Source organism: Streptomyces sp. S.PB5 (genome assembly GCF_030403745.1).
Taxonomy (GTDB): domain Bacteria; phylum Actinomycetota; class Actinomycetes; order Streptomycetales; family Streptomycetaceae; genus Streptomyces.
The window spans coordinates 1-12,581 of record NZ_JAQMWP010000030.1 but is presented as its reverse complement, the minus strand read 5'-3'; the positions used below and the strand labels follow the sequence as shown (position 1 = coordinate 12,581).

Annotated in this window: 11 protein-coding genes and 4 pseudogenes; 9 read left to right on the top strand and 6 right to left on the bottom strand. The window is 68.8% G+C overall.

Translation table 11 applies throughout. The features are described from left to right. Positions 1-297 (top strand): annotated as a pseudogene (locus PH203_RS45085) (radical SAM protein); the annotation flags it as partial. 76 nt (positions 298-373) lie between these two features. Here PH203_RS45085 and PH203_RS45080 read toward each other — a convergent pair. Beyond that, positions 374-1,291, bottom strand: a complete 918-nt coding sequence (locus tag PH203_RS45080; RefSeq protein ID WP_289928298.1) for a cyclase family protein — start codon at positions 1,289-1,291, stop codon at positions 374-376. A gap of 90 nt (positions 1,292-1,381) precedes the next feature. Next, positions 1,382-1,663: a hypothetical protein gene (locus PH203_RS45075; protein ID WP_289928296.1), complete on the bottom strand. Its 282-nt coding sequence runs from the start codon at positions 1,661-1,663 to the stop codon at positions 1,382-1,384. Positions 1,664-2,018: 355 nt separating this feature from the next. Between PH203_RS45075 and PH203_RS45070 the strand changes: the two genes are divergently transcribed. Together PH203_RS45070 and PH203_RS45065 are read left to right on the top strand one after the other, a co-directional pair. Further along, positions 2,019-2,366: a hypothetical protein gene (locus PH203_RS45070; protein ID WP_289928294.1), complete on the top strand. Its 348-nt coding sequence runs from the start codon at positions 2,019-2,021 to the stop codon at positions 2,364-2,366. A gap of 533 nt (positions 2,367-2,899) precedes the next feature. After that, a pseudogene (locus tag PH203_RS45065) lies at positions 2,900-4,101 on the top strand (IS110 family transposase). Here the strand turns inward: PH203_RS45065 and PH203_RS45060 are convergent. The 4 genes and pseudogenes from PH203_RS45060 to PH203_RS45045 form a co-directional block, all read right to left on the bottom strand. After that, positions 4,094-4,585 (bottom strand): hypothetical protein, encoded by a 492-nt coding sequence (locus PH203_RS45060; protein WP_289928293.1) that lies wholly within the window; start codon positions 4,583-4,585, stop codon positions 4,094-4,096. The pseudogene PH203_RS45065 and the gene PH203_RS45060 overlap by 8 nt on opposite strands. Before the next feature lie 128 nt (positions 4,586-4,713). Further along, a complete protein-coding gene (locus tag PH203_RS45055) occupies positions 4,714-6,723 on the bottom strand; it encodes a S9 family peptidase (protein WP_289928292.1) in 2,010 nt (669 codons plus the stop codon). A 187-nt stretch (positions 6,724-6,910) separates the two neighbouring features. Continuing rightward, positions 6,911-7,057, bottom strand: a complete 147-nt coding sequence (locus PH203_RS45050) for a hypothetical protein (protein ID WP_289928291.1) — start codon at positions 7,055-7,057, stop codon at positions 6,911-6,913. A gap of 63 nt (positions 7,058-7,120) precedes the next feature. After that, positions 7,121-7,322 (bottom strand): annotated as a pseudogene (locus tag PH203_RS45045) (IS5/IS1182 family transposase); the annotation flags it as partial. A gap of 346 nt (positions 7,323-7,668) precedes the next feature. Here PH203_RS45045 and PH203_RS45040 point away from each other — a divergent pair. From PH203_RS45040 to PH203_RS45015, 6 genes and pseudogenes are all read left to right on the top strand, one after another. Continuing rightward, positions 7,669-8,292, top strand: coding sequence for a TetR/AcrR family transcriptional regulator (locus PH203_RS45040; RefSeq protein WP_289928290.1), 624 nt, complete (start codon positions 7,669-7,671; stop codon positions 8,290-8,292). Positions 8,293-8,374: 82 nt separating this feature from the next. Then, entirely contained in the window at positions 8,375-9,712 is a 1,338-nt protein-coding gene (locus tag PH203_RS45035) for an FAD-binding protein (protein ID WP_289928288.1), read from the top strand. An 88-nt stretch (positions 9,713-9,800) separates the two neighbouring features. Then, positions 9,801-11,198 (top strand): carotenoid oxygenase family protein, encoded by a 1,398-nt coding sequence (locus PH203_RS45030; RefSeq protein WP_289928287.1) that lies wholly within the window; start codon positions 9,801-9,803, stop codon positions 11,196-11,198. A gap of 251 nt (positions 11,199-11,449) precedes the next feature. After that, positions 11,450-11,690: pseudogene (locus tag PH203_RS45025) on the top strand (IS110 family transposase); the annotation flags it as partial. 55 nt (positions 11,691-11,745) lie between these two features. Continuing rightward, on the top strand, positions 11,746-11,985 hold the full coding sequence (locus PH203_RS45020; RefSeq protein WP_289928285.1) for a LysR substrate-binding domain-containing protein: 240 nt from the start codon (positions 11,746-11,748) through the stop codon (positions 11,983-11,985). Between the two features lie 66 nt (positions 11,986-12,051). Further along, positions 12,052-12,294, top strand: a complete 243-nt coding sequence (locus PH203_RS45015; protein WP_289928283.1) for a hypothetical protein — start codon at positions 12,052-12,054, stop codon at positions 12,292-12,294. Positions 12,295-12,581 lie beyond the last annotated feature (287 nt).

Sequence of the window (12,581 nt, the reverse complement as noted above, 5' to 3'; positions counted from 1 at the left end):
ATGCTGGTCGGCAGTTACTGTAAAGGCCGGGCCACGACCGATCTGCGGGTGTCGTTGACCCACCGGTGCAATCTTGGCTGCACGTACTGCATGCCGGCTTTAGGCACCGGGCCGGCTCGCCAAGCCCGAACCGCTTCCCGACGACATGATCGTGCACCGGGCCGGGACGGCCGCGAGCGAACTCGGCATCACCGAAGTCCGCTTCACCGGAGGCGAACCCCTGCTGCCCCGGACCTGGTGAGCAACATCGAGCGTTGCGCCCAGCTCACTCCGAGGCCACGGCTCCCCCTCACCACCGGCAGGTCATCGAGACTCGCCCCGGCCGCACGGCGGGAGTGCCCGAGGATCTCCAAGGGCGCTGATGATCGTTCGGTCAGAACATCGCGATGGGGTTGACCGGTACGCCGGTCAGGCCGTGGATGCGGGGCGGGGCGACGGTGAGCAGGAAGCTGTAGCGCTTCAGCCGCGCGCACAACGCCGCGAGGTCATCCAATTGGGGCACGTCGATCAGAGGCATCGCCATCCGGCCGAGCGCTACCCCGTGCAGCGGGGAGGGCTCGTCCGGGTTCAGGGGAGGATGCGCGTCACCCATGTCCGGGGCGACGATGGCAACTCCTCGGCGGTGCATCCACCGCACCGCGTCCATGCTGATTCCCGGGCTCGGTGTGTCGAGAGGCGCGCGTCCCGTCCAGCCGAGTCGGACCACCAGTGCGTCCCCAGAGCCCACCTGGGCTCCCTGCCGCTTCTCGGCCTGTTCGAAGTCGTGTGACGTCACCGCATACCCGGGGGGAAGTGGTCCTTCGATGGCCAGATCGAGCAGGACCCCACGTGTCACTATCCCGGCGGCGAAAGCAGCCGTCGATGCGTGCGTGATCCCGACGGGGGTGACGACCTGCTCCCTCGGCCAGCCCGGATAAACCTGGCCGGCAGTCGACCAGTGTGCGAGCGCGTCGAGGTGCGTCGACTTCCAGTGGTGGTTGTAGACCACCGCCAGATCGGCTGCCACTGGCCCACCGGTGTGGGACACCATCTGCTGCACCGGCGATGCGTCGACCGTCTCGGGCGATGACGGGCTGAAGAACATCGCGCTCGGTGTGATCGGCTGTGCCAGTGACACCCACTGGCCGGTCCGCGCCTCCGAGGCGGCCCTGGCGCGTACCTCGTCGGTAATCAGGTTGAGGGTGCCGAGTTCGTCGTCCGCTCCCCATCGGCCCCAGTTGTCTGGCAGGTCCGTCTCACTGGTATCGGCCATGCTGGTTGCCCCTTTCGTCATGATGTGCTCAGACCGCAAGGCAAGGGCGGATGGTCAACTCCTCCGCTGTCATCCTTGCGCCCAGGCACGGCTGGTAGCTGCTAGCTGGTAACGCTCGGTTTCACGCGATCACCGCTCGCCGATCGGGCAGCGGCGCAGTTCGGTACGTTCGGCCGACGGCGGCACGTACGCCTGGCCGAGAGTGCCGACACCGACTCCGGGTGGGGCAATCTGGTCGATCTGGTCCAGAACGTCGTCGGACAAGACAGTGTTCAGTCCCGTGAGAAGGCAGTCGAGCTGCTCCATGGTGCGAGGGTCGAGCAGTGCACCGGTGAATCCGGGGTGCGCGATCGCGAACACCATGGCGAGGTGGGGCACCGACAGCCCTGCCTGGTTGACCGCCGCGTCCAACGCTTTGTGGCGGCTATCCCCAGACCCATGGCGTCGCTGGCGCCGGTAACGACGGCGAGCTTTCCCGACAGGTCGGGGATGGTGATGTCGATGGGTGTGTGACATGGGTCCGCTCCTGGAGGTCAGGTCCTCGGTTCAACTGTCGCGGAAGTGGACTGGGTTATTCAGGGCCTGACGATCCACCCTTAAACACACCGCCTGCGGCGAGCCCGAAGACAGACCGGATGCCAGCGGACGAGCCAGGCACAAGATGAACTACCCCGGTTCGAAGGGAGAATCCGGACTGCCCCGAGTTGGGTGGAGTCGAGTCATGGCACGACCGTCCCGTTACCCGCTTGAGCTCCGCCCTCGCGCGGTGCGCATGGTCGCCGCGGTGCGCGGCGACCACCCGGACGAGACGTCCGCCTTGCAGGCGGTGGCAGAGAAGCTCGACATCGGCTCCCGCGAGACGCGGCGCAACCGGGTGAAGCAGTACGAGATCGACGCGGGGCGCCGTCCGGCGACGACAACGGAGGCGTCAGCCCACCTCGAGGCGTTGAAGGAGAACGCCGAACTCAAGCGGGCCAACGAGACCCTGAAGGCTGCGACGAGCTTGTTCGCGTCAGCTCGACCGGCCACACACACGCTCGTAGCGTGTCGGCGTACACGTGAACGTGGCGCTGACAAGATTTTCGTGAAGCGGGGGTGTGCCACCTTGCGCTGATGACGCTCCGTCACGTGTAGCGGCAGTGTCGGCGAGCGTGATGACCGTCGGGGCCAGTCCCGAAGGGGTCCCGCCCCGAGGAACAGCATGAGCACGTCCTGACCGTCGCCCGCCCCGCTCCCGCACCGGCGACAGCGGCTGCCAGGGACGGCGGTTCGCCTACCCAACGCCCTTTCCCTGAGCGCCAGTTGACCCACAGATGCATGTACTCCACGTCACCCTGCGCCCAGAGGAGAAGTGGCCCCTGTCGCGCCGTCAACCTTGCATGCCCATGCGCACTTGCTGACAGGTGATAACCATCGGGCACTGTCACGAGGACAGCCGCGCCGCCCGATCACGCCCACGCCCCTCTCGTACCCGCTCACCGGAATAGCGCCATGCCGCTGCGCCGTTCCTTCCCGAGGCACACCCCCTGCCACCGCTCCCGAGCACTCACGCGTGCACAAGCTCAAAGCGCATGCCCTGGTTTCGGCCCTGTCGACGATCACCGTCGCGACTGCCGGACGAAAGCGTGATGGAGGGGCCTGCACGGGATCGACACCGGCGACATCGACGTCTTCCTCGGCCTGGATGTCGGCAAGGGCGAACACCACGTCCCCGCCGTGATCCCAGCCGGGAAGAAGGCGTTCGACACGCGCCTGCCCAACACCGAACCAAAGCTCCGCGAGTTGCTCGCGAAGCTCCAGGCCAAGCAGGGGACCGTACTTGTCGTGGTGGACCAACCGGACTCGATCGGGGCTCTGCCGCCGGCGGTGGCGAGGGACATGCGCTGCCCGGTTATCCATCTGCCGGGGCTGACGATGCGGCGGATCGCCGACCTCTACCCCGGCCAAGCCAAGACCGACGCGAGGGACACGTTCATCATCGCCGACGCCGCTCGCGCGATGCCTCACACGCTGCGGGCGATCGACGGAGAGGACGAGACGATCACCGAGCTGGAGATGATCGTGGGCTTCGACGACGGCCTGGTCGGCGAGGCGACCAGGGTCGCCAACCGGCTGCACGGCCTGCTGACCCAGATCCACCCCTCGCTGGAACGGGTGCCGGGGCCGCGGCTGCAGCACCCGGCCGTCCTCATGCTGTTGGAACGGTTCGGATCTCCGGCCCAGACCCGCAAGGCCGGCCGTCGGCGATTGGTCACCCTGCTGCGGCCAAAGGCACCGCGGATGGCCGAGCGGCCGGCCGAGGACATCTTCGCCGCGTTGGACGAGCAGACCATGACAGTCCCGGGGACCGAGGCTGCCGCGCTGATCGTCCCGAGCCCGGCCGCCTCATTGACGGCCGTCCTCGACCAGCGCAGGCTGCCGGCCGGCCGAATCGAGGAACTGCTGGAGACCCACCCTCTTTCGAAAGTCCTGACGTCGATGCCAGAGGTCGGCGTCAGGACCGGAGCCCGGATCCTGATCGAGGCCGGCGACGGCAGCACCTTCCCGATCGCCGGCCATCTCGCCGCCTACGCGGATCTCGCCCCGGCAACCCGCAGCTCGGGCTCCTCGATCCGCGGCGAACAGCACTCCCGACGAGGACACAAGCAGCTCAAACGGGCCTTCTTCCGCTCCGCATCGCCGCTCCGAGCGACCCAGCCTCCCGGGCCTACGACGACAAGAAGATCGCCCGGGGAAAGCATCACACCCAGGCATCGCTCTGCCTCGCGCGACGCCGGGCCGACGTCCTGTTCGCCATGCTCCGCGACGGCATCCTCTACGCAGTACGCCTGGCCGCAACAATCAGCTGACCTGCGGCTTCGCCAGCAATACCACCTCGTCGGACTCGACATCGAACCCAAGCACCGGGCGGCTTCGCTCCCAGTCACCCTCGGGCGTCATCACCACTGGCTTGCCCAGTCGACGCCCGATCGCACGAAGAAATCCACACAGCGCGTCCAGCCGCTCCTGCCCCTGCAACTCCCGCAGATCCACGTCGAAACCGATCTCGTCAGCCGACTCCAGCCGAAAGATCGCCAACACATCCGGAACCGGCCAGACCCGCAGATCCGCGCACTCGGCATCAGCAGGCCGCGACAGCACCTCTTCAGCACGCGGCAGCGGCATGACCACACCGCCCTCGGAATACTCACTCCGCCAGCCACTCTCACCGATCAGATCGAGGACCGCCTGCCAATCCTCAACCAGAGTCCCAGCGACCCACACATCCGGAAGACACCCCTCCCACTCAAGGTCGAAGAAGTCCTTCACGTCATCCCACAGCAGTTCAGACACCAAGCAATGCTGACCCCACCGGCAACACAACGCACCCTGATTTCCTTGACGAAGCCCATAGGAGCATCCGCACCACCGGTCACACGGCACCGGGTCAGAGGCAGGCCCACGGTCGGGCCCCGGCCGGGTCAGAGCAGGCCGGGCTGCTGCCATTCGTTGCCGAGGACGTGGTGGTCGAGGAAGTTGAGGGACGTCTCGTACCACAGGCGCGTGTGGTTCGGCTTGAGGATCCAGTGGTTCTCGTCCGGGAAGTAGAGGTACTTCGCGGGGACTTCGTGCCGCTGGAGCTCCTGGAAGAGCGCGGCGCCCTGCCCGACGGGCACGCGGTAGTCCTTCGCGCCATGGATGACCAGCATCGGGGTGCGGATCTTCGCGACATCCAGGTGCGGGGAGTCGGCCTCGTACCGCTCGGGGCGCGTCAGCGGGTCGCCGAAGATCCGCTGGAAGTACCAGGGCACATCGGTGTCGCCCTGAAACGCCCGCAAATCCCACAGACCCGCATGGTTGATGATCGCCTTGAACCGGCCCGTGGTGGTGGCGACCCGGTTCGCCATGTATCCGCCGTACGAGCCGCCTGCGAGCGCGGTACGTGAGGCATCGATGTCGTTGCGGGCCTCGGTCGCGTCGGTCAGGGCGATCACATCCGTGTGCGGGCGCCCGCCCCACTGCCCCCAGCCACGCCGGTGGTTGATCTGCCCGTAGCCGGTCGACAGGGCCGGATCCGGCAGCAGCACCGCATAGCCGCGCGCGGCGAAGGGCCACGGGTTCCACCGCCAGGTCCAGCCGTTCCAGCTGGACTGCGGTCCGCCGTGGACGGCGACGAGCAGCGGAGCGGGCCGCTCGGCGCACGCCCCCTCGGGCATGACGAGCCAGCCGCGCAGCATGAACCCGTCGTCCGCCTCCGCGTGCACCTCGGTGAGTGTGCCGGGCAGCTGGCCGACGCCGCCCGGGGCGGGCAGTACGGCAGGAATCTGGTCGGCGACGCCGGCGTCGATCCGGACGGGTGTCGGCGGCGCGTCGACCGCGTGGCGCAGGGCGTAGAGCGTCCGTCCGTCGGGGGCCACGGTCAGCGAGCCGTACGCACCCGAAGCGGTGAGGCGTGTCACGCCACCGTGCGGGTCGCGCCTGAAGACGGGTGCGTGCCCCTGCTCGTCGGACGTGAAGAAGAGCGTGTCGTCCACCGGTGAACAGACCACGCCACCGGGCCAGTTGTCGAACCCGGGCAGCAGGTCCCGCACCGTGCCGTCGGCCAGGTCGATCCGGACAAGAGTGGCATCCCAGGGGTCGTCGTACGTCGGATAGCGCATCCGGCAGCACACGACGGCCGAGCCGTCATGGGTGAACCGCGGCGCCTCGTAGAGGTGTTCCAGATCACCGACGACGTGGATCTCCTCACCGCTGACCGCGTCGGCCACGACCACGGCGGTCCGATGCTCGTCCGGGACCCGCCCGGGCACGAACCGGCGGTACGCGACCCTCGTGCCGTCCGGCGACAACGACGTGTCCCCCGGATCCTCCAGACCGATCCCCTGCCCACCGGCGACAACCGGCTCCGCCTCGACACCGGCGCGGACAAAGGTGTGCGGCTCCTCCGGGCCCAGGTCGTGGTCCCAGGCACGGGTCGGCCCAGCCTCATACAGGATCGCGGTGACCTTCGCGTCCTTTCGCGCCGCACGCAGCTTGCCGTGCGCCTCGGCATCGGCAGCACCCGGCAGCAGCCCCGCAGTGTGGCACAGCGCGCCGGAATCCCGGGCGACGGTGACCGCGGCGATCCCTCCTGGGTGCCGGGCCACAACGACGGCCTCCCCGCGCGGCGGCAGCGCCCACAGCGCGGATCCCCCGTCCTCGTCGCCGTCTGCAGCGGCCCGTCCGGACAGAAAGTACAGCGTCCCGTCCGGGCCGAACACCGGCCCCGACTCGCCCTTGTCGGACCGGGTCAGCCGCAGCGCGTCACGCTCCCCGGCTGGATCGATCTCCCACAGAGCGGACACGAACCGCGTCCTGTCCCCGGACAGCGACTGCACGGCGGCGACGAGACGAGTGCCATCAACGGACAGGGCAAGGGAGTTGACGCGAGGGCAGGCGACGAAGGCGGACAGGTCACGGAAGGTGGATGAACCACCAGAGGACTCGATCATGCGGTTGATTGTTCCCCGCACGCCACACGGACCGCCAGAGAGCACGACGCAGAGCTCCCGTCTGCCGGCATCCCATCCAGCACACTCGCACATCCATGAATGCAACGCCGTACGTTGACACCGGATCTGACCTGCGGCAGGCCTTGAGGCTGGTCGAGTCTTCAGGGCGGCTCAAGCAGCACGGACCTCACCTCTGCTCGGCCGTTTGGCCGGCGCCGATGAGGTCCTCGCCCCTGAGAGCCACCGCTGTGAGCCGGCCGCGCTGCAGACGGGCCGCGTCCATCAACTGGTAGGCGAGGGTACGCAGGTCGTCGTTGTGCGCGGACGGCGCCACCGGACGCCGCGTCTTCTACCAGCCAGAGCTCCCGGCGAAGGTGAGAGGGAGCGTCTGCGCGCGGGCGTTCTCGCGCGCCGACGCGGCCGCCACGACCACCGCGATCACCAGCCCCGGAACGTCAACGGCAAGTCCGCGCTTGCGGTCCGGTGCCTTTTGCCGCATCGCGCCCCGTCGACTCAGCGGGCGCTCCGGCCGCCGCGTGCACGCTCTGGGTATCGAGCACCACCAGGCTCGGGTCCGCCTTCCGACGCGCCATTTCCCGCTCGTCCCTCACGTCGGTCTTGCAGGGCTTGCGCTCGCTCACGGCGACCAGCCCAATATCCCCATGGCCGCCGACTGGCCGGGATGCCGCACCGCCACACATTCAGGTAATGACAAAACGCCTGTGCACTCTCATTCCGCCCTCTGATGGCCGCGCTTCTTCGCGAGATCACCCGAAGGCACCGGCCCGCTCGATGAGCTGTGTCTCCACACTGTCTCCGCGGCGCGATCACCGCGATCACAGAAACGTGATCATGCGTGCACTTCAGCGTCATCACGCATACACCTTGACAGGCGGGTAACGCTGTCGCAGATTGACAACAGCGTTACCTAGAGAAGGCCGGGGTATGTCCACAAAGGTCACAGCATACGAGCGCGCCTTGCGCAGCGGGCAGGGCGCGTTGCGGCAGGCGTTCCTCGATGCGACCAGGCATCTGCTGGTCGAGGAGGGGCCTGGAGCGCTGACGCTGCGCCGCATCGCCGGCGAGGTGGGCTGCACCACCAAAGTGGTGTACACGATGTTCGGCGGCAAGGACGGCCTGGCGGAGGCGCTCTACCTGGACGGTTTCGCACGGTTCCGGGAGTTGCTGCTCGGCATCCCCGTTCAGGACGACCCAGTCGCCCATCTCCGCGCGCTGGGGGCCGCGTACCGGCAAAACGCACTGGCTGTGCCCGATTACTACCGTGTGATGTTCGAGCAGGCCATCCCCGGGTTCGTTCCGAGCCAGCAGGCCAAGAAAAGCAGCCGCGCCGTCTTCGAGATCCTGGTGAGCGCCGCAGACGCCTGCGTGGCGGCCGGGCGGTTCGCCGCCGACAGCGAAGCCGAGCAGGTGGCCCACATGCTCTGGGCCAGCCAGCACGGCGTGGTCAGCCTTGAACTCGCGGGGCACCTGACCCACGAGGTCGCCGAGAGGCAGCATGCCGCGCTGCTCGACGCGGTGATCGAGGCCCACGCGACCCACACTCGCTGACGGCGGGGCCGGGAGACCCGTGATTCGTTCGCACAACCGGACGGTAACGCCGTTACCGCCGAGATCCTGGAGGAAGCCGACCATGTCAGAGGAAACCAGCGTGACCCTGCTGACGGACAAGGAGTCCACCGCCGCGGCGGCCGACGACTTCGGAAGGGTCGCCCCGACGCAGCCGCCGTATGCCGTGGTACGTCCTACCGGCGCGCCGGACGTGGCCGAGGCCCTCCGGCTCGCCGCCGCACGCGCGCTGCCCGTCGCCGTGCGCGGCCGCGGCCGGTCGGTGCACGGCCGGACCCTCGTCGCCGACGGCATCGTGATCGACATGTCCGCCCTGTCGACCGTCCACGAAGTGGGCGAGGACCGGGTCACCGTGGACGCGGGCGCCCCCTGGTCCGCCGTGGTGGACGCGACCCTGGAACACGGCCTGACTCCCGCTGTGCTCACCGACTTCCTGAGTGTCTCCGTGGGCGGCACCCTTTCGTTCGCCGGCCTCGGCAGTGCCTCGCACCGCCACGGCGCGCAGACCGACCAGGTGCTGGAGCTCGAAGTGGTCACCGGGGACGGCCGGACACTCATCTGTTCCCGCGACCGTGAGCCTGAGCTGTTCCACGCGGTGCTGGGCGGCCTCGGCCAGGTCGGGGTCGTCACCAAGGTCACCCTGCGGCTGATTCCCGCCCCGCAGCGGGTCCGCCTGTACCAGACGGCGTTCGACTCGGCGGACGACCTCGTCACCGAGCAGGGGCGGCTCCTGCGCACCGGGGCCTTCGATCATCTGGAGGGATGGGTCCCGCCGGGGCCCGACGGCTGGCTGTACGCCGTCGACGCGGCGGTCCAGTACGACCCCGCACGCCGACGCCCCGACGACGAGGCCCTGCTGGCCCTCCTGAACCGTCCTCGCGAGACCGTGCGGATCACCGACACGACCTACCGGAAGTTCCTCTACCGCTTGGGCACGGAAGACGCCTTCCCGTGCGTCACCACCGACACACCGCACGCGCACCCCTGGTTCGCCGTCTTCCTGAGCCCGGGAGCCGTCACCGAGTACGTCGAACGACTCACGGCGGAAGTCCCGCCGAGCGACATGGGCGCCATGGGCACGATCGAGGTGTACCCCCTCTCCACCGAGCGGTTGACCACTCCCCTGTTCCGGGTGCCCGAGGGGGAACCGGTGGTGTTCATGGTCGCGTTCTTCCCCTGCGGCCCCGAAGACGATCCGGACTGGGCCCGGAGGATGGCCACCGCCAACCGCACCCGATCCGAGCGGGCCCGCGCCCTGGGCGGAACCGCCGACCCGGTCGGCGCCGTCGCCCGCACCGCCGAGGACTGGTCCGCCCATTTCGGCCCGCAGTGGCCGCGGCTGACCGCCGCCATGCGCCGGTACGACCCGGACGGAGTGCTCAGGCGTCTGCCCGTGTCCTGACCGGCGTCCAGAACCGACCGATCACACCCGAGGGGTAACAGTGTTACCGCCCTCGGGGTCCACCGGAACACGCCAAGGAGTCACCTTCATGAACGATCCCGCAGCCGGCCCCAACCGTTTTCTGCGCGGCGATTTCACCGCCGTGCGCGAAGAGGTCACGGCATTCGACCTCCCGGTCACCGGCACCATCCCGGCCGAACTGAACGGCCGCTATCTGCGCAACGGCCCGAACCCGATCGCCGTCGACGACGCCCGCTACCACTTGTTCCTCGGTGACGGCATGGTGCACGGCGTGCGCCTGCGCGACGGCCGGGCGGAGTGGTACCGCAACCGCTGGGTGCGCCAGAGCGCGGTCAACCGCATGCTCGGTGAACCACCGCGCAAGGCCACGGTCTACGGGGGCGTGGAGGTGGCCGCCAACACCCACGTCATCGGCCACGCGGGCAGGACGCTGGCCCTGGTCGAGGGCGGCACCCTGCCCTACGAACTCGGCCATGACCTCTCCACTCTGTCGACCTGTGACTTCGAGGGCACCCTGCCCGGCGGATTCACCGCCCACCCCAAGCTCGAACGCGCCACCGGCGAACTCCACGCCGTGGCCTACATGTCGGGCCTGCCCTACGTCACCTACCACGTGGTCGGCCCCGAGGGCCGGGTCACCCGCTCCGAGAACATCTCCGTGCCGTCAGGCGCGATGATGCACGACTTCGCCCTGACCCAGAACCACGTCCTCGTCTACGACCTGCCGGTCACCTTCAACGGCGAGGCCGCCCTGCGCGGCGCACTGATTCCCTACGAGTGGAACGACGCGCACCAGGCCCGCATAGGGGTGATGCCGCGGGCGGGAACCGCGGCCGACGTGCGGTGGGTCGATGTGGATCCCGTATGGATCTTCCACACGCTGAACGCCTACGACGACGGGGAGCGCGTGGTTCTGGACGTGGTCACCCACCCGAGGATGATGTCCAACGCCACCGGCTCCATCGAAGGCCACGGCACGCCCGCCCTGGACCGCTACACCCTCGACCCGGCCGCGGGGAAGGCCACCGTGCAGCGCCTCGACGACCGGCCGCAGGAGTTCCCCCGGATCAACGACCGGCTGATCTCGCTGCCGTACCGCTACGGCTACACAGCGGCCACCACCGATCTGATGGAGTCCTTCGCCGGCACCCTTGAACTCGAGCAGCTCCCTGACGACGCGTTCTCCAACCGGCTGATCAAGCACGATCTGCACCGCGGGACCCAGGAGATCCGCACGTTCGGCAGGGCCGCGACGCTCGCCGAGCCGGTCTTCGTGCCCGCGGCGGCCGGTGGCGCCGAGGACGACGGGTATCTGTTGGTGTTCGTCCATGACCCCGAGCGCTCCGCCACCGACCTGGTGATCCTGGCGGCCCAGGACGTGACCGCGGCCCCCGTGGCCACCGTCCATCTGCCGGCCCGAGTGCCCCTCGGCTTCCACGGAAGTTGGCTTCCGGACTTCGGCTGACCGGATTCGGGCCGGGCGTCTGTCGCCCGGCCCATCCTCAGCTTCTCCGTTACCCCTTTGGCTTCCCGGGCAGCCACGTCCGCACGAGCACAACAGGGCTATGCCATGAAGGAGTTGAGAGAAGACCGCGACGACGGAACGGTCGCGCGGGTCGCGGCGATCGACATCGGCAAGGCGTCCGGCACGGTCTGCCTGCGCGTCCCGACGACACCATCGAAGGTCGGCGCGTCCAGAAGATCTGGACGGTCGCCTCGATGACCAATGCGATCCTGGGGCTCGGCGACGCGCTGGTCTGCCAAGGCGTCGAGCGGGTGGTCAGGGAGGCGACGGACTCGTATTGGCGTCCGTTCTTCTATCTGCTGGAAGCCCGCGGTCTGGCTGGCCAAGCTCGCCGAACGCGGCATGGTCCGGGCCTCCTTCGTCCCGCCGAAGGTCGTGAGGCAACTGCGGGACCTCACCCGTACCCGTACCGTCTTCGTCCAGGAACGCACCCTACGACCAGATCACCGCCCTCTGCCGGGACGCGGGCGGCTTCGAGCCGAGGGCGGTGCAGGAGGCGGTGCAGATGCAGACGATCGTCGGACTGGTGGCGGCCGGCTGCGGCGTCAGCATCGTCCCGGGCTCGGTGGCAGCCCTGACCGGCCTGGGCGCGGTATTCGCCGAACTGATCCCCACCACGTCACCGGTCGAACTCGCCCTGGCCATCCCGCGCCACGGCGTCTCACCCGCCGCCACGCACTTCGTGGCCGTCGCACGAGATGTCACGCACGTCCCGAAGACCGGCTGAACACCCCAGCGGGCCACACCGAAGTCGGCCGCGGACCGAGTGGGGCTGAGCGGCACGCTCGCAGCCGTGCTGCCGGTCGGTGCCGGGGACGGCCGGCACGAGCGTGCGGCGATCGTCGTCCAGCTTGCGGCAGCCCTCCCGCCCGGCGCGGCGAACCTGAGCGCGGCCGAACAACCCGGCCTGCGTCACCGGAGTCTGTCCGGGCCTGCCGCATCGGACTCCACCACCCGCCGCACCCTGACCGCCCTGGACGAGCCGGCGCCGACGCGGATGGCGAAGGCCCGGCGGACGGTGCGCCAGCACGTGTGATCCCTGCTGCACCTGCGGCCCGGCGGATTCCCCTGGCCGACCGTGGCCGGGCGGAGGTTGAAGGGCTGGACCGTGGTCGACATGGACGCCACAGTCGTCACCACGGCCTCGAAGAAGGAACAAGCGGCGGCCACTTTCAAGGGCCCGCTTCGGCATTGGATGTAGCTGTCCTCCCGTGAGATCGCCCCGGACCTCTGACGCGTAAATAGGTGCAGGTCAGGGTGGGTATGGGCAGGATTTGGTGCCCGGTGGCCGTCGAGGGCCGCTGGGTGTCTGGGGTGTGATGG

Coding starts and splice junctions, on each gene's coding strand:
- PH203_RS45030 (WP_289928287.1), top strand. CDS start 9,801: ATGAACGATCCCGCAGCCGGCCCCAACCGTTTTCTGCGCGGCGATTTC.
- PH203_RS45055 (WP_289928292.1), bottom strand. CDS start 6,723: ATGATCGAGTCCTCTGGTGGTTCATCCACCTTCCGTGACCTGTCCGCC.
- PH203_RS45040 (WP_289928290.1), top strand. CDS start 7,669: ATGTCCACAAAGGTCACAGCATACGAGCGCGCCTTGCGCAGCGGGCAG.
- PH203_RS45035 (WP_289928288.1), top strand. CDS start 8,375: ATGTCAGAGGAAACCAGCGTGACCCTGCTGACGGACAAGGAGTCCACC.